This window comes from Vibrio sp. SCSIO 43137 (assembly GCF_028201475.1).
GTDB lineage: Bacteria > Pseudomonadota > Gammaproteobacteria > Enterobacterales > Vibrionaceae > Vibrio.
Window position 1 is genome coordinate 717,078 of record NZ_CP116383.1, and the last position, 21,708, is coordinate 738,785.

Consider the following 21,708-nt stretch of genomic DNA (forward strand, 5'->3'; position numbering starts at 1 on the left):
CATTTGTAACTTTTGTGTGTATTATTTGCGATTCGGTAGCGCTGAAGCTGGCGTAAAAAACTATAAAACCAAAATATATAAACACAACATTCTGGAGATAGAAGATGGATAAATCTCTTTCAAGCAAGATATTTATAGGCTTGTTTGCTGGTCTGCTAATTGGTACCGCTATTCAGTACCTGTTTAGTGGTGTAGCCCTATTTGATACTTACCTGTTAGGTACAGCTGAAGGTGCCGGCGGCATGTTCGTTTCGCTGATCAAACTGCTTGTTGTACCTCTGGTATACGTCTCAATCGTTTGTGGTATCGTCGATCTGAAAGATATCACTGCATTTGGTCGCCTTGGTGGCAAAACCTTTGTTCTCTACATTATTAACACCATTATTGCGATTACTGCAGCACTGACTGTCGGAATGATTTTCCAGCCGGGTGCTGATGCAAACCTTGCCGGTACGGTTTCTGAAACCGTAAAACTAACCACAACAGAAACACCGGATATTTTCTCTCTGGTGGTTAATATTGTTCCTAGCAACCCTGTTCAGGCGTTTGCTAACGGCGATATGCTGCAAATCATCTTTATGGCGATCCTGACGGGTCTAGCGATTCAGGCTTTGGATTCCCGTGGCGGCCCTGCTATCCGTACCTTTAAAATGGCAAACGAAATCATGATGAAGCTGGTTGGTCTGGTGATGAGCCTTGCGCCATATGGTGTATTTGCGCTTATGATTCAACTGGGTGCTACTCTTGATGCCAATACTCTGGCATCGGTAGCAGGCTATGTGGCTCTTGTTGTGGCTATGCTGGTGTTCTGGATCTTTATCTTCTATCCGATGGCAGTAGCGATTGCGACTGGTACATCACCAAAAACATTCCTGCGTGCAACACGCGAGCAGATCCTGTTCTCTCTTTCAACGGCCAGTTCCAATGCTACTATTCCGGTAACTATGCGTACCCTGACGGAGAAGCTGCACGTTTCTAAATCTGTTGCTGGTTTTGGTGTGCCTTTGGGGGCAACCATGAACATGTCAGGTGTGTCTATCTATATCGCTCTGGCAACGATTTTTGTCGCTAACGCCTTCGGTCAGCCAATCAATACGGCAGATATGTTTACTCTGGGTCTGACTATTCTGCTGCTTTCTATCGGTGCCGGTGGTGTTCCGGGTGGTGGTGTTGTAATGGTTGGTGTTCTTCTGCACCAACTGGGTCTGCCACCGGAAGGTCTGGCGATTATTGCTGCCGTTGACCGTATCAACGATATGTTCTGTACCTCTTCTAACGTGGTTGGTGATACAGCAGTGAACACCATTGTTGCCAAAACAGAAGGTGAACAAGCGGTTGTTGCTGAAGACGTTGAGGCAAAACCTGCTCAGGCCAACGCGTAAACTCTGTTTAAGCTAACGATTATGAAGCGGGGCAGTTAGCCCCGCTTCTGCTTTTTAGCGAAAAAGTTACTATTTTTTTCCTCTTGTCCCTTGAAAAGCTATTCACAGCCCTTATCTAAGGGGCATACAGAAAATAAACATAGTGTCAGTAGGGTTGAAACCTTACCGACCGCCCCCATCTAAGGGGGTATAGCAAAACGAATAACTGAATTCTCGGAGATAACCTGATGGGTAAAATCATTGGTATTGACTTAGGTACTACTAACTCTTGTGTTGCTGTACTGGACGGCGACGCACCACGCGTAATTGAAAATGCTGAAGGTGAGCGTACAACAGCATCTGTGATCGCTTATACTGACGGCGAAACGCTAGTAGGTCAGCCTGCGAAACGTCAAGCGGTAACCAACCCTCAAAACACTCTATTCGCAATCAAGCGTCTGATTGGTCGTCGTTTTGAAGACGAAGAAGTTCAGCGCGATATCGAAATCATGCCTTTCAACATTGTTAAAGCTGACAATGGTGATGCCTGGGTTGAAGCACAAGGCCAGAAAATGGCGGCTCCTCAGGTTTCTGCTGAAGTTCTTAAGAAGATGAAGAAAACAGCAGAAGATTTCCTTGGCGAAGAGGTAACTGGTGCAGTAATTACTGTTCCTGCATACTTTAACGATTCTCAGCGTCAGGCTACTAAAGATGCCGGTCGTATCGCTGGTCTTGAAGTTAAGCGTATCATCAACGAACCAACAGCTGCTGCACTAGCTTACGGCCTTGATAAGAAAGGCGGCGACCGCACTATCGCTGTTTATGACCTTGGTGGTGGTACTTTCGATATCTCTATTATCGAAATCGACGAAGTTGAAGGCGAGAAGACTTTCGAAGTACTGGCAACTAACGGTGACACTCACCTTGGTGGTGAAGACTTCGATAACCGTATGATCAACTACCTTGTAGATGAGTTCAAAACAGAGCAGGGCATCGATCTTAAGAACGATCCTCTGGCTATGCAGCGTGTTAAAGAAGCGGCTGAAAAAGCGAAAATCGAGCTTTCTTCTGCACAACAGACTGACGTTAACCTGCCTTACGTAACGGCTGACGCAACTGGTCCTAAGCACATGAACATCAAAGTGACTCGCGCTAAGCTTGAGTCTCTTGTAGAAGATCTGGTACAGCGTTCTCTTGAGCCGCTAAAAGTTGCTCTTGCTGATGCAGACCTATCTGTTGGTGACATCGACGACGTAATCCTTGTTGGTGGTCAGACTCGTATGCCTATGGTTCAGTCTAAAGTTGCTGAGTTCTTCGGTAAAGAAGCCCGCCGTGACGTGAACCCGGACGAAGCAGTAGCTATGGGTGCTGCCGTTCAGGGTGGTGTACTGGCTGGTGACGTTAAAGACGTACTTCTTCTTGACGTAACTCCTCTGTCTCTTGGTATCGAAACCATGGGCGGTGTGATGACTAAGCTGGTTGAGAAGAACACAACTATTCCGACTAAAGCGAACCAGGTTTTCTCTACTGCAGAAGACAACCAGAGCGCGGTAACTATCCACGTTCTTCAGGGTGAGCGTAAGCAGGCGATGTACAACAAGTCTCTTGGTCAGTTCAACCTTGAAGGTATTCAGCCTGCACCTCGCGGCATGCCTCAGATTGAAGTAACTTTCGACCTTGATGCGGACGGTATCCTGCACGTATCTGCTAAAGATAAGTCTACTGGTAAAGAGCAGAAGATCACAATCCAGGCGTCTGGCGGTCTGAACGATGACGAAATCGAGAAGATGGTACAGGAAGCGGAAGCGAACAAAGAAGCGGACAAGAAGTTCGAAGAACTTGTCACTACCCGTAACCAAGCTGACCAGATGATCCACGGTACTCGTAAGCAGATGGAAGAAGCTGGTGAAGCACTTCCTGCTGAAGAGAAAGAGAAGATCGAAGCAGCAATCAAAGAGCTGGAAGAAGTGAAGAACGGCGACGACAAAGAAGCTATCGACGCGAAAGTTCAGGCGCTTATGACTGCCGCTCAGAAACTGATGGAAATCGCTCAGCAGCAAGCTCAGGCTCAGCAAGCTCAAGGTGCAGAGGCTGGTCAGCAGCAACAAGCTCCTGAAGAAGACGTTGTTGACGCTGAGTTCGAAGAAGTTAAAGACGATAAGAAGTAATTTCTGATTTGATGAAGCGTTCAGGTTTTCACTTTGAATGCTTCAGATAGAAATTTATGTTGCGGGCGTTGAGTTTGACTCATTCGCCCGCAGTTTTGTAAATATGATCGAGTAAATCGATCTGGGCAATATTGGCAGAAATGAGATTTCCCAGATCGATTTAGTTGTATAGACAGCAAGCGCTGTCTGAAGTAAGAGACGGTATTAAAACACATGTCAAAGCGTGATTTTTACGAAGTTTTAGGTGTCGGCCGTGATGCCTCAGAGCGAGATATTAAAAAGGCGTATAAGCGTCTGGCAATGAAGTTTCACCCTGACCGCAATCAGGGTGATGAAAATGCAGCCGAGCAGTTTAAAGAAGTAAAAGAAGCGTATGAGATTCTGACCGATCCACAGAAAAAAGCGGCTTACGACCAGTATGGTCATGCTGCCTTTGAACAAGGTGGTATGGGTGGCGGCGGCTTTGGCGGCGGCGGTGCAGATTTCGGTGATATCTTTGGCGATGTATTTGGTGACATCTTTGGCGGCGGCCGTCGTGGCGGTGGCCAGTCTCGTGCCCAGCGTGGTGCCGATCTTCGCTACAATATGGAACTCTCTCTTGAAGATGCTGTGCGCGGCTGTGAAAAAGAGATCGAAATTCCTACCCTTGTAGAGTGTGAAGTGTGTGACGGTTCAGGTGCTAAGAAAGGCTCCAGCCCGCAAACCTGCGGAACTTGTCATGGCCACGGTCAGGTGCAGATGCGTCAGGGCTTCTTTGCGGTGCAGCAAACCTGTCCTACCTGTAACGGTAAAGGTAAGATCATTCAGGACCCATGTAACTCTTGTCATGGTCAGGGCCGTAAGCAGAAAACCAAGACCCTTAACGTTAAGATTCCTGCCGGTGTGGATACTGGTGACCGTATTCGCCTGTCTGGTGAAGGTGAAGCGGGAGAGCACGGTGCTCCTGCCGGTGACCTGTATGTTCAGGTTCATGTGCGTGAACACCATATCTTTGAGCGTGACGGTAACAACCTATACTGTGAAGTTCCTGTCAGCTTTGCACAGGCTGCACTGGGCGGAGAAGTAGAAGTTCCTACCCTTGATGGCCGTGTAAACCTGAAAGTGCCTTCTGAAACTCAAACCGGCCGTATGTTCCGTATGCGTGGTAAGGGTGTGAAAGGGGTTCGTGGCGGCGGTGTCGGTGATCTGCTGGTGAAACTGGTGGTAGAGACTCCGGTGAAACTCAGCTCCCGTCAGAAAGAGCTGCTGCGTGAGTTTGCTGAAACCTGTGAAGGTGAAGCGGCTAATAAGCACAACCCGAAATCAGAAGGCTTTTTCAATGGTGTGAAAAAGTTCTTTGACGACCTGACCAGCTAAGGCCAGACATCAATCCTATTTTCTGAAAGCCAGCGTTATGCTGGCTTTTTTGCGTCCTGAGAAAAGGAGAAGACTTCGAGTTATTTCATAGCATTCAATGCAGCCTCTGTTACCTGCTTTACAGGGAGTTTGAATCTGTTCCAAGCTCTTTGTATTACCGCTAACCAGAGGGATTGAGCATTGCTAGCATAGCCGGCTCTTACATAGTCAGGAGGAGCAACTATGCAGCGGGGATTTACACTGGCGGAGTTGGCTATTGCCATGGCTATTATTGCCTTGCTGTTTACTGTGGCGCTTCCGGACTGGAGACGGACTTTTGATTCCTACCAGATAAAATCGACAGCCAGAGATCTTCAGGGTTTGTTTTTACTGGCAAAAAGCGAGGCAGTAAAAGCAAACCGGGATATCTGGATACAACTGCATATAGATTCTGCTGAAGCAGAGCAGCGCTATCAGCTTCAGTTGCTTAATATCAATCCCTTAACAGCCTCCATTGCTGAGGACAACATTATTGCGCAGACCGAGGGCAGTATTGCTTTTATTAAGGCTAACCGCAGTTTGATTAAGGTAAAGGGAATCAACGGCAAATTCGGCAAAAGTGGTCACCTGCAAGTTAGCCACCAGACCAACGGCAGTAATTCAATTAAACTTATCTTTCATCATATTACCGGCCGGGTAAGATTATGCAGTGTTAAGGAGGCCAATTATGGCTATCCGCTCTGCTAGCATCAGCTTTTCGCGTGGTTTTTCCCTGCCTGAACTGCTGTTGGCATCTGCTATCGGTTTAATTATGACGGCAGTATTGGTGCAAACTCTTGTGGTGACACAGAGGAACCTGACAGCACAGATAAAACAGCTCTATCTCCGACAGAGTCTTGCAGATGTGCTTAGATATCTGAGCGACGATATTCGCAGGGCAGGCTATAACGGCAGTGGTAACGAAATAGTGACTCTGGCGGGAAGTTCTCCTTTGCTGAACAGCTCTGACGGAGAACTAAGCTACATATATCGATTTGAACAAGGGTATACGATATCGGCGATAAAACATGATGCTCAGAAGAACAAGCTGTTAATCTGTTCTGCCCGGAGAGGTATGGTTTCCGCCAGTAACGCCTGTCAGCCGTTTTTCTCCCTGCTGGATGATAAGCAGGTTCACCTGAAGAGTTTTCAGCTCAGCCAGAAAGAGCTCAGCAGACAGCCACTTATCTATCTGACTACTTTAACACTAACCGCCGAGCTGGCCTCCGGTTCGGAGCCTGTTACGGCGAGCAGTACCCTGTTTGTGCGCAATCAGCCCAGTCAACTGTCTGTTGGTGTTCAATGAAAAGGCAACGCGGAGCTGCTGTTCTGTTACTGAGTTCCGTACTTATTTTGCTCAGTTTGCTTGTCTCTCTCTCCTATTCACAACTGGTGCTGTATCAGATCCGAAAAGTGCATAACGAGACGGCTGCGCGACAGAACTTCTGGATAGCAGAAGGAGGCCTTGAGTGCGCTTTTTCTCAGCTAACGGAACCGTGGCCTCCGAGTCATCCTCTGGATAACTGCGGGTTACCAGAAGAGCTGCAACTTTCTGTTATTGAACAGAGCAATACACTTTACCGTATTATCAGCCGCTATAAAGGAGCTGCTCACTCCGGATATTTTTTCCTGCGGGCAGATTCAGATGGTGTTGTTAAAGTTGTGAAACTGGAAGGAGGATGGTTTGATTATCCCTTCTAACCAGCAAGGATTTAGCTTTATAGAGGTCTTGGTTACCCTACTATTCGTCTCTGTATCCGTTGCCGGGTTATCGCAATTACAAATAAGCAGTGCAAGATATGCAGATTTAGCCAACAGAAAACAGACAGCACTGTATCTTGCTGAAGCGAAACTGGAGACTTTTCGTGCTTATGCCACTGTATCCGGGATGAAAGCTTCCAATAAGAAAAACGGGCTTTTTGATTTAGTAAAATCGGGAAGTGAAGAGCAACGCTTACCTGAACCCTATCAGCTTAACTGGGTGGTGACAGAGCGTATTAATAGTGGCGGGGGAATTAAAAAGATTAGCTTACAGGTAAGCTGGCAGGACGGTAACGGAGCAGAGCAGAAACTCTCCTTTATAACAGTGCTGTATCGGGCAGAGTACTAAATAACGGTTCTTAATTGTGTTCGATATTTGTCAAAGTGACACATATTTAGGAACAGCTATTTAGATGTACTTTTCTAACCCCTCTGGCTGGTTATATACTAGTGGCCGTTAATTTTTCCCCATAGAGATTATTTTCAGTGAGCACCAGCAGTTCAAACTCCTTTTCTGAAGCAGACATTCGCTTTATGCAACGCGCTATTGAGCTTGCTCATCAGGCTGAGCTGGAAGGTGAGGTTCCCGTCGGAGCTTTGCTGGTAAAAGATGGCGAGATCATTGCTGAAGGGTGGAACCGATCTATCGGTGATCATGATGCTACTGCCCATGCTGAGATTCAGGTACTACGCAAAGCGGGTAGCGCGCTGGAAAATTATCGTCTGCTGGATACCACCCTTTACGTTACTCTGGAGCCCTGCCCTATGTGTGCCGGTGCTCTGCTGCACAGCAGAGTAAAAAGAGTTGTTTTTGGTGCTCCTGATCTGAAAGCCGGTGCGGCCGGTACTGTGCTTAACCTGTTTCAACATCAGGCCGCCTATCACTATGCCGAGGTGGAGCAGGGGTTAATGGAACAGGAGTGTCGTGCCCAGCTTCAGGCATTTTTTAAGCGCCGCAGAAAAGAGAAAAAAGCCCTGAAACAGGCAAAAAAGCTGGCTGATAACTCTGATAATTAGTAAATTCTATTTGAGTTTTAGCTACTCATCAGCAAAGGCTTCACTCTGCACAAAAGCTCTGTGTCTCCAGATAATCTTCTTTTTATTGTTTGCCTGCATCCTTTTACGGCGGTTGGCCGATGAGATACTTGTCAGGCGCTTTCTCTGTAGTTTTTTCCGGAACATGCCTTTCTCCGTTACCGTTTAATTTTATAGTGGTGCTAACTTGTTAAGCGGATAGTGCTGAATTTATGTTGCGGTAATAAGTAAGATTTATGACCAACAGATGAAATTATCTGCTGAGCAATTTCAATCCCCTGAATGATTAAGTATCGGATAAATACGCCGGTTTTCAAGGACGTTTAACTAAAGCTGCCGGTGAGAGTTACTTAGTCAGAAGGAAAGAAAATAAAAAAACGGGCCATTAAAAGGCCCGTTTTTCAGATGGTTTATCACTTAACTGATTCCGTCTGATTTCTGCTATCAGGTTCAACGGAGCTTTCATCACCGGCTGGTTTATCAGAGTTTGAAACTTTAGCCGGTGGAGTCTCAGCTTGCTGGTCTTTCTGAAGCGGGCCGACAAACTCATCCAGAGGGATATCAATAACCTGTAACCCTTCAATATCAACCTCGTTTGCCAAAGCTTGCTGTTTTTCAATATGACCAATAATGGATTGATAATAGCGACGGATATTCTCTACATACTTTCTGGCTTCATCACCACGGGCGTAGCCGTAACGGGTCTGGCTGTAGTATTTGCGTTTCTTCAGCAGCGGAAGACGATCTTTTACATCTCCCCATGAATCGGGATTGCCGTTCTGCCATTTGGTCAGGCGGCGGGCATCCATCATATGACCGTAACCCACGTTATAGGAAGCGAGAGCGAACCAGATTTTTTCATGTTCAGGAATGGAATCAGGAACCCTGTCCACAATCCCTCTCAGATAATCAACGCCGCCGCGGATAGACTGCTCTGGATCGAGACGGTTTTTTACTCCGACGGATTTAGCGGTAGGCAGCGTCAGCATCATCATGCCGCGAACACCGGTAGGAGAAACCGCCCTCGGATTCCAGTGCGATTCCTGATATGAGAGAGCGGCAATCAAGCGCCAGTCAAACTCCTGAGAATAGGCTTTAAACAGTGGTTCCCATTTAGGTAATTTGCTGTCCAGTGCCCGGATAAAGGCACGGGTATCTACGTAATCGAAGCTTTCTACATGGCCGAAATACTTCTCCTCCAGTGTGGCAAGTTCTCCGGACTGTTTTATCTCGCCGAAAAACTCAATCAGAAGGGCATATAAACTCTCGTCATCGCCTTTGCGCATATACCATGAGATTGGCTGGTCTTCCGTCAGCTCATAAGCCACGGCGATATCCGGATAGAGTCTCTGTGTCAGTGAGAGTTCTACGGAGTCAGCCACAGTAAAATCGAGCTCTCCGGTAGAAACCTTCTTCAGTAGATCTTTTACGTCTGAATTGTGGTCAATTGAGAAGGTCAGATCCGGATGCTGCTGTTGCAGCTTTTCCAATGTCTGTACAAAGTGCGAGTCAGAAATAACCGCCAGAGTCGATTCACCTTTCTTCAGATGCTCCGCCAGTTTTTCATTGTTGCGGGGACGCCATTCGTTTTTTTTGTAGGCTACCTGCTGGCTGACATAGTAGTAGGCTGGAGCGGCACGGTACTTTCCGATGCGCTTGGCTGTCTGGCTCAGGCCGGCAGCAACAATGTCTATTTCATTGTTATCTAGTGCAGGAAACAGACCGGATAAACGGTAAGCCGGTTTGATCTCCAGTTTGACTCCCAGCTCATCTGCGAACCGTTTTGCTATTTCGTAATCCAGACCGGTCGGACCGTCGGGACCTATATAGTAAGCCAGCTGGTTGTTCAGCGTACCGACACGCAGAACGCCGCGCTCACGAACTTTATCCAGCTCGCTTTTCGGATCAGAGTCGATCTGACAGCCGGATATCAGCAAAGCAAACAGCAACAGAAAGACGGCTTTTGCCGGGTTAACAATGGATGTTTTTAACATTAAATACAGCATGCTCAAAAATTGACTAGGCTCTTTATATCAAAGCTAGGGGAAGCGGCAAAGAATCATTCGGGAAAACAGTGATAATTTTCAATTTATCTGCGCAGACAAAGTTTTTTTAAAAAATGACGCAAACGGTTGCTTTTTGTGTTACGTCACAAAAAAAATTCCTCTATAATACCGCCGAACCTGAGGTGAAATTGGTGTGAGTTTAGCAAGGAATGCTGATAACTCTCTGAATTTATACCAATATTACCTAACCAAAGAGACTTAAGTACATGAGAATTTTGCGTGGTTCACCTGCTCTTTCGCAGTTTCGTGTCAGAAAACTGATTGAACTTTGTCACGAACAAGATTTACCAGTAACAGATATCTACGCCGAGTTTGTCCATTTTGCCGATCTGAGTGAAGATCTGACGGCGGAAAATCTGCAGAAGCTGGAAAAACTGCTTACCTACGGCCCGACAATTCAGGTGCATGAACCTGAAGGTTCTCTTTTGTTAGTCACTCCCCGTCCGGGAACCATCTCTCCATGGTCATCGAAGTCGACGGATATCGCCCATAATTGTGGTTTGTCGCAGATTAAGCGTTTAGAACGTGGTACGGCCTATTACATTAGTAGCTCCTCAGAGCTTACTGATGAGCAACAGCGAGTACTGAGAGGGCTGGTTCATGATCGCATGATGGAAACCGTTTTCACTTCATTTGATATGGCTGAACAGCTGTTTACTGTTGCAGAACCTGCGCCGGTGACTGAAGTTGATGTTCTCTCCGGAGGTCGTGCTGCACTAGAGCAGGCTAACATTAGCTTAGGTCTTGCTCTGGCGGAAGATGAGATAGATTATCTGCTGGAAAGCTTCTCCGGCCTGCAGCGTAAGCCGAATGATATTGAGCTTATGATGTTTGCACAGGCGAACTCTGAGCACTGCCGGCATAAAATTTTTAATGCCGACTGGACTATTGATGGTGTAAAGCAGGATAAATCCCTGTTTAAGATGATTAAGAACACCTTTGAGACCACGCCGGATAATGTTCTGTCTGCTTATAAAGATAACGCCGCCGTTATGACCGGCTCAAGTGTCGGGCGCTTCTTTCCTGATCCGGAGTCTAGCCAATATAACTACCATCAGGAGAAAGCGCATATCCTGATGAAGGTGGAGACACATAACCATCCGACTGCTATTTCACCTTGGCCGGGTGCATCAACGGGCTCCGGCGGTGAGATTCGTGATGAAGGCGCTACCGGTATCGGCGGAAAGCCAAAGGCCGGCCTGGTGGGCTTCTCAGTATCTAACCTTAAAATCCCGGGCTTTGAACAGCCGTGGGAGAGCGATTTTGGTAAACCGGATCGCATTGTCAGTGCGCTGGATATTATGCTGGAAGGCCCCCTTGGCGGCGCTGCCTTTAATAATGAATTTGGCCGTCCTAATCTGCTTGGTTATTTCCGTACTTATGAAGAGAAGGTTAACTCTCATAATGGCGAAGAGGTGCGTGGTTATCACAAGCCCATTATGATCGCCGGTGGTATGGGCAATATCCGAGAAGAACATGTACAGAAAAGAGAGATCCCTGTTGGTGCCAGCCTGATTGTATTAGGTGGCCCTGCTATGAATATCGGCCTTGGTGGCGGAGCTGCCTCTTCAATGGCGTCCGGTCAGTCGGCTGAAGATTTGGATTTTGCTTCGGTTCAGCGGGAAAACCCGGAAATGGAGCGACGTTGTCAGGAAGTTATTGACCGCTGTTGGCAGATGGGTGAAGACAACCCAATCGCCTTTATTCACGATGTAGGTGCCGGTGGTATTTCGAATGCACTGCCTGAGCTGGTGGATGATGGTGAGCGTGGCGGCCGTTTCCAGCTGCGTGATGTTCCTAATGATGAGCCGGGTATGAGCCCGCTTGAGATCTGGTGTAACGAATCTCAGGAACGTTACGTACTGGCTGTTGCTCCTGAAGATATGGCGGTATTTGAAGCTATCTGTAAGCGCGAAAGAACGCCTTTTGCTGTGGTTGGTGTTGCTACGGAAGAGCGCCATCTGACGCTGGAAGATTCACACTTCTCAAATACTCCAATTGATATGCCAATGGATATTCTGCTGGGTAAAACTCCTAAGATGCATCGTACGGCAGAAACCCTGAAAGCGGATAACCCTGCATTTGAACTTGCCGGTATTGATGTTAATGAGGCGATAGACAGGGTTCTGCGCCTTCCTGCGGTAGCGGAGAAAACCTTCCTGATCACTATCGGCGACCGTACCGTGACCGGTCTGGTTGCAAGGGACCAAATGGTAGGCCCATGGCAGGTACCTGTGGCTAACTGCGCCGTTACGGCTGCCAGTTATGACAGCTATCATGGTGAAGCCATGTCAATGGGGGAGCGCACTCCCGTTGCACTACTGGATTATGCCGCCTCTGCTAGGTTGGCGGTGGGGGAGTCCATCACCAATATTGCCGCGACAGATATTGGCGACCTGAAACATATTAAATTGTCCGCTAACTGGATGTCTCCGGCTGGCCACCCCGGTGAAGATGCCGGCTTGTATCAGGCGGTGAAAGCAGTAGGTGAGGAACTTTGTCCTGCCCTTGGCCTGACCATTCCTGTCGGTAAAGACTCAATGTCCATGAAGACCAAGTGGCAACAAGACGGGGAAGAGAAAGAAGTTACATCCCCTCTAAGCCTGGTTATTACTGCTTTTGCCAGAGTTGAAGATGTACGTAAGACCATTACACCTCAGCTGCGCACCGATGCAGGAAAGAGTAGGTTGGTGCTTATCGATCTGGGACAAGGCAAAAACCGTATGGGCGCGACAGCCCTTGCACAGGTATATAAGCAACTTGGTGATAAGCCGGCAGATGTGGACAGTGCTGAGCAGTTGAAAGGCTTCTTTAATGCTATTCAGAGTCTGGTTAAGCAGGATAAGGTACTGGCTTATCATGATAAGGGTGATGGAGGCCTGCTGGTAACGCTGGCAGAGATGGCCTTTGCCGGACATTGTGGCGTAAGTGCTGATATCAGTTCACTGGGTGAGCCGGTTGCGGCACTGTTTAATGAAGAGCTGGGTGCTGTAATTCAGGTGGAGAGCCATGCTCTGGGTGATGTGCTTGCCACACTGGCCTCATTCGGCCTTGCTGAAAACAGCCATGTTATTGGTGAAGTGACCGATTCTGATAGCTTTAGCATTGTTCACGGTTCATCAGCACTGCTGGAGCGTTCAAGAAGCGAGCTGCGTACTATCTGGGCTGAAACTACTCATAAAATGCAGGCCCTCAGGGATAATCCTGACTGTGCCGATCAGGAATTCGCTGCCAAGGCTGACAATAGCGATCCCGGCCTGAATACTGTGTTGAGTTTCGATGTTCATCAGGATATTGCCGCGCCTTACATTATGAAAGGTGCGCAGCCGAAAATGGCGATTTTGCGCGAGCAGGGGGTTAACTCCCATGTTGAAATGGCTGCTGCATTTGACCGTGCCGGTTTTGATGCAACGGACGTTCATATGAGTGATATTCTCAGCGGACGGGTAAACCTTGATAACTTCAATGGACTGGCGGCTTGTGGCGGTTTCTCCTATGGTGACGTGCTAGGTGCCGGCGAAGGCTGGGCGAAGTCAATTCTGTTTAACAATCTTGCCAGAGACCAGTTCGAGAGCTTCTTCAGACGCGAAGATACTTTCTCCCTTGGTGTTTGTAATGGTTGTCAGATGCTTTCTAACCTGAAGGAGCTGATCCCGGGTGCTGACCTCTGGCCACGCTTTGTCCGCAACGAATCAGAACGCTTTGAAGCGCGCTTCAGTCTGGTAGAGATTCAGCCGTCGGAGTCCCTCTTCTTCAGTGGTATGGCAGGTTCAAGAATGCCAATTGCGGTGTCTCACGGTGAGGGCAGGGTGGAAGTCCGTAGTCAGGCTCATCTGGCTGAGATAGAGCAGTCAGGTACTGTTGCGGTCAGGTATGTTGATAATAACGGCAACCCGACTCAGCAGTATCCGAATAACCCGAACGGTTCACCGAACGCCATTACCGGATTAACTACGGCGGATGGTCGTGTAACCATTATGATGCCGCACCCTGAGCGGGTGTTCCGTACCGTAGCTAACTCTTGGGCTCCGGATTCATGGGGCGAAGATAGCCCGTGGATGCGTATGTTCCGCAATGCCAGAGTGAATATAGGTTAAATAGCTGCTGGTAGATTCGGCTTGAACATGCCTAATCTCCTGAGTGGGGCTCCGCCGCGCCAAGCTTGGCGCGTAGGGTTTGCTTATCGATATCAGCTTAATGACATATGCTGCAGAACAATTAGAAATATTGTTCTGGTCAAAACAAAAAGGGGTTATACGTTAGCGTATAACCCCTTAATTATTCTGATTAGCGATTATTTCTTAGGAATATTTTCCAGAATAGCCACCATCTGCTCCCAGAACAGGGCAACGGTATCGATCTTCACTTTCTCATCTGGTGAATGAGGGAATTTAATCGTCGGACCGAAAGAGATCATATCCATATTCGGGTATGGTTCTTTAAACAGGCCACACTCAAGGCCGGCGTGGATGACCATGATATTTGGCTTGTTGCCGTAGATACCTTCATAAACATCACGGAATATGTGCATGATTTCTGAGTCTGCATCCGGTTTCCAGCCCGGATATGCGCCGTCAAACTCTACCTTGGCTTTCGCAAGCTGGGCAATTGAGCTAAGCATACCTTCAACCTGACTGCGGCCGGAGTCGATCAGTGAACGGATAAGGCAGTGAACAATTACCTTGCTCTTCTTAGTGGTGATCACACCAACATTCAGAGAGGTTTCTACCACACCCTGAATATCATCGCTCATGCGGATAACACCGTTCGGGCAGGCATTTAATCCGGCAATAAAGCGATCCTGAGACTCCTGACTAAACATTTGTGCATCGGTTTCAACCACTTCGTAAAGAGGCAGGATGCCTGTTTCTACTTTACCGATTTCGTGTTTAAGAATATTAATAAACTTGGTAAATAGCTCGTTAAGCATACCTTCATTTACCATTGGAACTGCAACGGTAACAAAGGCTTCACGCGGAATTGCGTTACGCAGGCTGCCGCCACGGAAATCAATAACTCTAAGTTCCAGCTCTTCCGCGTGTCCGGCAAGGAAACGACCAAGTAGTTTGTTAGCATTACCACGACCGGTATGAATATCACAGCCAGAGTGACCACCTTTAAGGCCTTTTAGTGACAGTTCACGGGTAACATAGCCGGCAGGAATCTTCTCGCGTTTTACATCGAAAGTGATAGTACCGTCGATACCACCGGCACAGCCCATATAGACTTCGCCTTCCTGCTCAGAGTCAGTGTTCAGCAGGATATCTCCTTCAAGCCAGCCCTCTTCCAGACCGAATGCGCCAGTCATTCCCGCTTCTTCATCTATAGTCAGCAGTACTTCCAGTGGGCCGTGTTTGATTTCATCTGATGCCAGAACCGCAAGGCATGAAGCCATACCCATACCATTGTCAGCACCAAGGGTAGTGCCTTTTGCGGTAACCCATTCGCCATCGATATAAGGCTGGATAGCGTCGGTTTCAAAGTCGTGTTTGGTATCTTCGTTTTTCTGAGGAACCATATCTATGTGCGCCTGAAGCACAACACCTTTACGGTTTTCCATACCTTCCGTTGCCGGTTTTTTAATAAAGACATTCCCGGTTGCATCTCTTTTTACATCCAACCCTTGCTCTTTGGCCCAGCCGACAATGTACTGAGCTAATGCTTCTTCATGTTTGGAAGGGTGAGGAATAGAGCAGATTTTATCGAAAAACTGCCAAACAGGCTCTGGAGAAAGCGTGCTTATTTCCGAATGATAATTAGACACAGGGTAGCTCCTTATTAAAGGCGGAAAGCCTCTATTTATATATAGGTCATATTTTAAGAATGCAGCATCATATCACTGCCAATCTGATGACTGAAGAGGGTAAGGGCAAAGAGTTGATATGGGTAGTAATGAGAACTTTACATGGGGAATATTTCCGTAATTTACCTACGTATCAATAGTGATCGAGGTCAATTTAAATAAAAAATTGTGATTTGTATCACTTTTATCTTGTAATAAAATTTCATGGTGTTATAGTAGCACCATCTTCTGAGATGAAGAGCAAATGCTCAAGGAAAGAGCCCGCTAATCGCCTCCAGGGAACCGAGAGTCAAACATGATTTAATTGATTGAAAAGGTGATAAATATGAAAGGTTTAGTTTCTGCACTGTTTTGGGTTGAGCCATCAGTATACACAGAGAATTTTCAGTACCCATCAAGCTTTGGTTACTAATTGAAATAAGCACCGGTTGTGCTTAATTCACACTTTTACAGATGATTCTGTAACAAAATTACGAAAAATAGAGTTCAAATGAACTTAAGCTCAGGGAAAAGAGCGGCGAATCGCCTCCAGGGAACTGAGAGTCAACAACAAATTGATTAAAAGGTGATAAATATGAAAGGTTTAGTTTCTACACTGTTTTGGGTTGAACCATCAATCTACACACAGAATTTCCAGTATCCAACAAGCTTTGGCTACTAACAGAATTCACAATTATTTGTGATTTGAACGTTAAGTTCACCCCCCAATTATTTCGAATTTATACCAGTTATACTGGGTCAGAGTTATTCGCACGCTACCTGCTTTAGGTAGCGTTTTTTTATCCTTTAATGTAATCCATTACATTAATTGCCTTTATATGCTGTTCGTTTCATTCTTTTCTAAGAGCTGCTTAAATAGGCTTAATACTTTCGCAATATCTGAGTTTTTTCCTTATATAAATATTGATTTGGCGCAAAAAAACATCAGTCAGATGGAATGGTGTTTTTCTATTATTAATCAATGTAATTCAAATGGTTATTTTCTGATCATGTTGCGAAAACGCTACGTGATAACTGCTTTTTATATGTTTTTAGCCATTAACCGCTAATTCGGGCTGGAAATTGAAAATTGATAACTCTATAATTCGTGCCAATCGTTTACGCAAACGTTTACTATTTTGTTGTTTTATAGTTTTAGGGAACTTTATTATGCTGGAAAAGCTATTTAAGCTCAGTGAAAACGGAACTAATGTCCGCACTGAAGTGATCGCAGGGATGACCACTTTTCTTACTATGGCTTATATCATCTTCGTTAACCCGGCCATTCTGTCAGAAACAGGCATGGATCGCGGGGCTGTGTTTGTTGCCACCTGCCTTGCCGCAGCGGTTGGTTGTTTTATCATGGGGCTTATCGCCAATTATCCGATTGCGCAGGCTCCGGGTATGGGACTGAATGCCTTTTTTACCTATTCAGTAGTGTTTGGTATGGGTTATACATGGCAGGTTGCTCTTGGCGCAGTATTCTTTTCCGGTATTCTGTTTATTCTTTTAAGTGTGTTCAAGATTCGAGAGTGGATTATTAATTCTATTCCAATGTCTCTGAGAACGGGCATCTCTGCCGGTATCGGTCTGTTCCTTGCCTTCATTGCTCTACAAGGCGCCGGTATTGTTGGTGATAATCCGGCAACCCTTGTTTCCCTTGGTTCGGTAACTTCCCTGAAAGGTGTGTTGGCTGCCGTTGGTTTCTTCCTTACTATTGCCTTAGTGCACCGTGGATTTAAAGCAGCGGTAATGATCGCTATCCTTGCAGTAACGGCTCTGGGCGTTCTGTTCGGAGATGTTCAGTTCACCGGTATTGTTTCTGCTCCGCCTAGTATTGCTCCTACCTTTATGCAGCTGGATTTATCGGCAGTATTTGAAGTAGGTATGATTTCTGTTGTGTTTGCTTTCCTGTTTGTTGACTTGTTTGATACTGCCGGAACTCTGGTAGGGGTAGCGACTAAAGCAAACCTGATCAAAGAAGACGGAAAAATTCCTCGTCTTAACCGCGCACTTCTTGCTGATTCGACGGCAACCTCAGTTGGTGCTTTGCTTGGTACTTCTAACACAACCTCTTATATTGAGAGTGTTTCTGGTGTCGCTTCCGGTGGCAGAACCGGATTAACTGCAGTTGTGGTTGGCATTTTATTCTTACTTGCATTATTCTTCTCGCCATTAGCAGGTATGATCCCAGCATATGCGACATCGGGTGCGTTATTTTATGTAGCGATTCTTATGATGTCGGGCTTAGTAGCAATCGATTGGCGTGACCTTACGGAAGCGGCTCCGGTTGTTGTTATTTGTCTATTAATGCCATTAACTTATTCTATCGCAGACGGTATTGCCCTTGGCTTTATCGCGTATGCGGCTATTAAGGCATTTAGCGGCAAAGGTCGTGAAGTTTCGGCCAGTGTCTGGGTTCTTGCTGCCATTTTTGCACTAAAATTTGCATTAGCTTAACGGCTAATGCTTTTGCGATTTATCGAGCCAGAACGGGTATTATAATTATGAGTAATAAATTCATCATTACTTGGGACAATATGCAAATGTATTGTCGCCAACTAGCAGAGCGTCAGATGCCTGCAGAACAATGGAAAGGTATTATTGGTGTAAGCCGTGGAGGCTTAGTACCCGCTGCAATTCTAGCTCGTGAACTGGGCATTCGTTATGTAGATACCGTATGTATCTCCAGCTACGATCATGATCACCAGCGTGATATGACAGTACTGAAAGCTGTTGAAGGTGACGGTGAAGGCTTTTTGATTGTTGATGATCTGGTTGACAGTGGTGACACTGCACGCCAGCTACGTGAAATGTATCCTAAAGCGAAACTGGTTACCGTATGTGCTAAACCTGCCGGAGCCGCTCTGGTTGATGAGTATATCGTCGATATTCCTCAGGACACCTGGATTGAGCAGCCATGGGATATGGAAATCGCATTTGTTGATCCAATCAATAAGAAATAAGTAATTTCTTTACTATATTGCGAAAATGCCCCTGTATAGGGGCATTTTTTTTTATATCATGTAAAAACTTATTCGAGTTCTAGTTGTTGCTATGTCTGAAGACCATAAAAACCTTTCGGAAACCTTGTTTAAAAAACATAAACAAGCAAAAGAAACTTCCCGATTGACCCAGTATATGCCCAGCAGTGTTACCTTTCTGGATGAAAAAAAACAGCAGGAGCACTACTCATGGTACCGCAACCTGAGGCGATATCAGTGGATCTGGCAGGGAATTGATCCGATTGAGCAGGAAGAGGTTCTGGCCCGGATTGCTTCTTCTGAACATTCACGCACCGAAGACGAGTGGCTGGATACGGTGATTGGTTACCGTCCGGGAAACTGGGCCTATGAATGGACTAATGTCGGAATGCAGCATCAGAAAAAGGCTGCTGAGCTGAGTGGCGATGAAGCGGCAGAGGAGTTCTTTACTGCCAGCCTCTGTTTTAGTATTGCCGGTTACCCTCATTTGCGGGGAGATAATCTGGCTATTCAGGCTCAGGTACTCGCCACTTCTGCATATGAAGAGGCGATGAAGGCCAGCCGTTACATTACCCGACAGATCAATGTGCCTTATCAGGGAAAAAACATTCAGGCTAACTTGCACCTTCCTCATACGGAAAGACAGCTACCTCTGGTTATCGTCAGTGCCGGACTGGATACTCTTCAGACCGATTTATGGCGTATTTTCCGCGATTATCTGGCGGAAAAAGAGATTGCCATGTTGACCGTGGATATGCCGTCGGTTGGTTCCAGCAGCCACTGGCAACTGACAGAAGACTCCTGCAAGCTACACAAAGCGGTTTTGGATGAGTTACCGCACCTGCCATGGGTAGACCACCATAAAGTCGGATTACTGGGTTACCGGTTTGGTGGTAATGCCATGTTACGGCTCTCCTTTATGGAGCAGAACAGAATTAAAGCCTGTGTTGCGCTCGGCGCTCCGATTCACGATGTATTTTCCTCTCCGGCCAAAGTAAAAGCCATGTCAAAAATGTACTTAGATGTACTGGCATCAAGGCTGGGTAAAACCGCCGTCGATATTAATAGTCTGGCCGGTCAGATGATGGCCTGGTCTCTTAAAGTACAGGGCTTTCTGACCAGTAAACGTACCAAGGTGCCGATTCTGGCTATGGCTTTAGAAGGCGACCCTGTCTCTCCTCTGTCTGATAATCGTCTGGCTGCAATGTTTAGCCATTACGGAAAAGCAAAGCAGATTTCAGCCAAATCCATCTCTTCAGGATATGAGCAATCGCTAGATTTAGCGATAAAATGGCTTGAAGATGAATTAATCTAATGACATATCAGGCTTTTTTTGTAAGCATAGGTTTATTAAGTTAGTTTTTCGTACAAAACTAATATATCCAGATAAGGGAAGATGGTGAGTTGAAATCTTCATCTGATGTCTGGAAATAATAATTTCCGCAGCTCCGGGGAAGAGTAACAGCGGACGATTTGCAGTATTTTTCTTGATATAAAAGGGAGTTTATATGACAGAATTAGCAGCAGCACCGACACATTTCAGGTTACTTACTGCGTTAAGGGCCATTGGCCCTTACTTAAGAGAATCAGACTCTAACGAGGGGCACTATCTGTTTGATTGCCTGTCTGTCTGTGTAAACGACAAAAAATCACCAGAAGAGAGAGAGTTCTGGGGCTGGTGGATGGAGTTGGATGCACTAAATGAACAGAGCGCCAGCCTGAGTTATGTGGCGAATTTCAGATATGGGATATACAACAAAGACGGGAAGTGGGACGGAGCGGATGTCCCTAAGAAAGCTCAGCCGGAAGTCGCCCGCACGCAAAGTGAATTTGTGGTAAAACTGAAAAAAGTATTACTGGAACGGTTTGAAATAGAGCTGCTGATTCATGAAGAGTCTGAGGAAATCAGCTGATTTTCCCGGCTAAACAGGTTAATTGTATTAAAAGGCGCTTTTTAGCGCCTTTTCTGCTTGTGTAATCAGGGATTGATTGATAAAACATCACTCTTATTGACCTTTTTTATGTAGTTAGTATGACAGTGAATCAACAAAGCGGGAAAGCTTCAGAAAAGCAGACAATTATTGTCAAGCTTGGAACCAGTGTGCTTACTGGTGGTACTCTGCAGCTGGATAAAGCTCATATGGTTGAGCTGGCTCGTCAGTGCGCCGAGCTAAAAAAACGAGGCCACTCTGTGGTAATGGTTTCTTCCGGTGCAATTGCTGCCGGTCGTGAGCATCTCGGTTACCCCGCACTCCCCAACTCAATGGCAAGTAAGCAGTTACTGGCTGCAGTCGGCCAGAGCCAGCTGATTCAGGTTTGGGAATCTCTGTTTGCTATCTACGGAATCAAAATTGGACAGATGCTGCTGACACGGGCCGATCTTGAAGACCGGGAGCGTTTTCTCAACGCCCGTGACACCATTAATGCGCTGGTAGATAACGATATTATTCCTATCGTTAACGAAAATGATGCCGTAGCAACCTCTGAAATCAAGGTTGGCGACAATGATAACTTGTCAGCTCTGGTGGGAATTTTATGTGGTGCAGATAAGTTGTTACTACTGACGGATCAACCGGGCTTATTTACTGCTGATCCGAGAAGCAATCCTGACGCCGAGCTTATTCGCGAAGTCACTACTATTGATGAAACCCTAATTAAAATAGCGGGTGGCAGCGGAACCACTCTTGGTACCGGCGGAATGGCGACTAAGCTTCAGGCGGCCGATATTGCCCGCAGGGCTGGTATTGAAGTGATTATTGCCGCCGGAAGTGCTGACAATGTTATTTGTGATGCGTTAGCAGAACAGCCTCACGGAACCCGTTTTTTGCCTCTGCCTGAGTCACTGGAAAACCGAAAGAGATGGATTCTGGCCGGGCCAATTGCCTCCGGTGATATCGTTATTGATGACGGAGCCATTAAAGCGGTTGTAGAGCGTGGCAGCAGTTTGCTGGCAAAAGGTGTGGTTAAGGTGACCGGTGGCTTTGCCCGCGGTGAAGTGGCAAGGGTGAAAAACAGCAAGGGAGAGCTGATTGCTAAAGGCATTTCCAGCTACTCAAGTAGCGATCTGATCAAGATTGCCGGTAAACACAGTAAAGATATTAACTCAACACTAGGTTATGACTATGGTTCGGAAGTGATCCACAGAGATGACCTGGTGGTGATTCATGAGTAAGGAAC

At 46.6% G+C, this 21,708-nt stretch carries 17 protein-coding genes; 14 read left to right on the plus strand and 3 right to left on the minus strand.

The window, feature by feature from the left end:
* Nucleotides 1-104 precede the first annotated feature (104 nt).
* The 8 genes from PK654_RS03490 (at nucleotide 105) to tadA (ending at nucleotide 7,681) form a co-directional block, all read left to right on the plus strand.
* Entirely contained in the window at nucleotides 105-1,382 is a 1,278-nt protein-coding gene (locus PK654_RS03490) for a dicarboxylate/amino acid:cation symporter (RefSeq protein WP_271697686.1), read from the plus strand.
* Nucleotides 1,383-1,609: 227 nt separating this feature from the next.
* Nucleotides 1,610-3,529 (plus strand): molecular chaperone DnaK, encoded by a 1,920-nt coding sequence (dnaK, locus tag PK654_RS03495; protein ID WP_271697687.1) that lies wholly within the window; start codon nucleotides 1,610-1,612, stop codon nucleotides 3,527-3,529.
* Between the two features lie 213 nt (nucleotides 3,530-3,742).
* On the plus strand, nucleotides 3,743-4,885 hold the full coding sequence (dnaJ, locus tag PK654_RS03500; protein ID WP_271697688.1) for a molecular chaperone DnaJ: 1,143 nt from the start codon (nucleotides 3,743-3,745) through the stop codon (nucleotides 4,883-4,885).
* 222 nt (nucleotides 4,886-5,107) lie between these two features.
* Complete coding sequence (locus PK654_RS03505; RefSeq protein ID WP_271697689.1) at nucleotides 5,108-5,611, plus strand: prepilin-type N-terminal cleavage/methylation domain-containing protein; 504 nt, start codon at nucleotides 5,108-5,110, stop codon at nucleotides 5,609-5,611.
* The gene (locus PK654_RS03510) at nucleotides 5,592-6,209 is read left to right on the plus strand and encodes a PilW family protein (protein WP_271697690.1); all 618 of its coding nucleotides are present in this window, start codon (nucleotides 5,592-5,594) and stop codon (nucleotides 6,207-6,209) included. Before PK654_RS03505 ends, PK654_RS03510 begins: the two co-directional genes overlap by 20 nt.
* Nucleotides 6,206-6,604, plus strand: a complete 399-nt coding sequence (locus PK654_RS03515; protein ID WP_271697691.1) for a hypothetical protein — start codon at nucleotides 6,206-6,208, stop codon at nucleotides 6,602-6,604. Before PK654_RS03510 ends, PK654_RS03515 begins: the two co-directional genes overlap by 4 nt.
* The gene (locus PK654_RS03520) at nucleotides 6,588-7,013 is read left to right on the plus strand and encodes a type IV pilus modification PilV family protein (RefSeq protein ID WP_271697692.1); all 426 of its coding nucleotides are present in this window, start codon (nucleotides 6,588-6,590) and stop codon (nucleotides 7,011-7,013) included. The genes PK654_RS03515 and PK654_RS03520 overlap by 17 nt, the downstream gene beginning before the upstream one ends.
* Nucleotides 7,014-7,150: 137 nt before the next feature.
* Complete coding sequence (gene tadA, locus PK654_RS03525; RefSeq protein WP_271697693.1) at nucleotides 7,151-7,681, plus strand: tRNA adenosine(34) deaminase TadA; 531 nt, start codon at nucleotides 7,151-7,153, stop codon at nucleotides 7,679-7,681.
* 21 nt (nucleotides 7,682-7,702) lie between these two features.
* Here the strand turns inward: tadA and PK654_RS03530 are convergent, their stop codons facing one another.
* Entirely contained in the window at nucleotides 7,703-7,846 is a 144-nt protein-coding gene (locus PK654_RS03530) for a hypothetical protein (RefSeq protein ID WP_271697694.1), read from the minus strand.
* Nucleotides 7,847-8,112: 266 nt separating this feature from the next.
* Nucleotides 8,113-9,693, minus strand: coding sequence for a membrane-bound lytic murein transglycosylase MltF (gene mltF, locus PK654_RS03535; RefSeq protein ID WP_271697695.1), 1,581 nt, complete (start codon nucleotides 9,691-9,693; stop codon nucleotides 8,113-8,115).
* A gap of 278 nt (nucleotides 9,694-9,971) precedes the next feature.
* Between mltF and purL the strand changes: the two genes are divergently transcribed.
* Nucleotides 9,972-13,862: a phosphoribosylformylglycinamidine synthase gene (purL, locus tag PK654_RS03540; RefSeq protein ID WP_271697696.1), complete on the plus strand. Its 3,891-nt coding sequence runs from the start codon at nucleotides 9,972-9,974 to the stop codon at nucleotides 13,860-13,862.
* Between the two features lie 197 nt (nucleotides 13,863-14,059).
* On the opposite strand, the gene PK654_RS03545 is transcribed toward purL, so the two are convergent.
* Nucleotides 14,060-15,529, minus strand: a complete 1,470-nt coding sequence (locus tag PK654_RS03545; RefSeq protein ID WP_271697697.1) for an aminoacyl-histidine dipeptidase — start codon at nucleotides 15,527-15,529, stop codon at nucleotides 14,060-14,062.
* A 1,188-nt stretch (nucleotides 15,530-16,717) separates the two neighbouring features.
* Between PK654_RS03545 and PK654_RS03550 the strand changes: the two genes are divergently transcribed.
* The 5 genes from PK654_RS03550 (at nucleotide 16,718) to proB (ending at nucleotide 21,703) form a co-directional block, all read left to right on the plus strand.
* Nucleotides 16,718-18,007, plus strand: a complete 1,290-nt coding sequence (locus tag PK654_RS03550) for an NCS2 family permease (protein WP_271697698.1) — start codon at nucleotides 16,718-16,720, stop codon at nucleotides 18,005-18,007.
* Nucleotides 18,008-18,054: 47 nt separating this feature from the next.
* Entirely contained in the window at nucleotides 18,055-18,513 is a 459-nt protein-coding gene (gene gpt / locus PK654_RS03555) for a xanthine phosphoribosyltransferase (protein ID WP_271697699.1), read from the plus strand.
* Nucleotides 18,514-18,604: 91 nt separating this feature from the next.
* Entirely contained in the window at nucleotides 18,605-19,846 is a 1,242-nt protein-coding gene (gene frsA, locus PK654_RS03560) for an esterase FrsA (protein WP_271697700.1), read from the plus strand.
* A gap of 193 nt (nucleotides 19,847-20,039) precedes the next feature.
* Nucleotides 20,040-20,444, plus strand: a complete 405-nt coding sequence (gene crl / locus PK654_RS03565; RefSeq protein ID WP_271697701.1) for a sigma factor-binding protein Crl — start codon at nucleotides 20,040-20,042, stop codon at nucleotides 20,442-20,444.
* Between the two features lie 119 nt (nucleotides 20,445-20,563).
* Nucleotides 20,564-21,703 (plus strand): glutamate 5-kinase, encoded by a 1,140-nt coding sequence (proB, locus tag PK654_RS03570; RefSeq protein WP_271697702.1) that lies wholly within the window; start codon nucleotides 20,564-20,566, stop codon nucleotides 21,701-21,703.
* Nucleotides 21,704-21,708 lie beyond the last annotated feature (5 nt).

Coding starts and splice junctions, on each gene's coding strand:
- PK654_RS03510 (WP_271697690.1), top strand. CDS start 5,592: ATGGCTATCCGCTCTGCTAGCATCAGCTTTTCGCGTGGTTTTTCCCTG.
- PK654_RS03515 (WP_271697691.1), top strand. CDS start 6,206: ATGAAAAGGCAACGCGGAGCTGCTGTTCTGTTACTGAGTTCCGTACTT.
- PK654_RS03530 (WP_271697694.1), bottom strand. CDS start 7,846: ATGTTCCGGAAAAAACTACAGAGAAAGCGCCTGACAAGTATCTCATCG.
- PK654_RS03505 (WP_271697689.1), top strand. CDS start 5,108: ATGCAGCGGGGATTTACACTGGCGGAGTTGGCTATTGCCATGGCTATT.
- gpt (WP_271697699.1), top strand. CDS start 18,055: ATGAGTAATAAATTCATCATTACTTGGGACAATATGCAAATGTATTGT.
- PK654_RS03550 (WP_271697698.1), top strand. CDS start 16,718: ATGCTGGAAAAGCTATTTAAGCTCAGTGAAAACGGAACTAATGTCCGC.
- proB (WP_271697702.1), top strand. CDS start 20,564: ATGACAGTGAATCAACAAAGCGGGAAAGCTTCAGAAAAGCAGACAATT.
- frsA (WP_271697700.1), top strand. CDS start 18,605: ATGTCTGAAGACCATAAAAACCTTTCGGAAACCTTGTTTAAAAAACAT.
- crl (WP_271697701.1), top strand. CDS start 20,040: ATGACAGAATTAGCAGCAGCACCGACACATTTCAGGTTACTTACTGCG.
- PK654_RS03490 (WP_271697686.1), top strand. CDS start 105: ATGGATAAATCTCTTTCAAGCAAGATATTTATAGGCTTGTTTGCTGGT.
- dnaK (WP_271697687.1), top strand. CDS start 1,610: ATGGGTAAAATCATTGGTATTGACTTAGGTACTACTAACTCTTGTGTT.
- mltF (WP_271697695.1), bottom strand. CDS start 9,693: ATGTTAAAAACATCCATTGTTAACCCGGCAAAAGCCGTCTTTCTGTTG.
- dnaJ (WP_271697688.1), top strand. CDS start 3,743: ATGTCAAAGCGTGATTTTTACGAAGTTTTAGGTGTCGGCCGTGATGCC.
- purL (WP_271697696.1), top strand. CDS start 9,972: ATGAGAATTTTGCGTGGTTCACCTGCTCTTTCGCAGTTTCGTGTCAGA.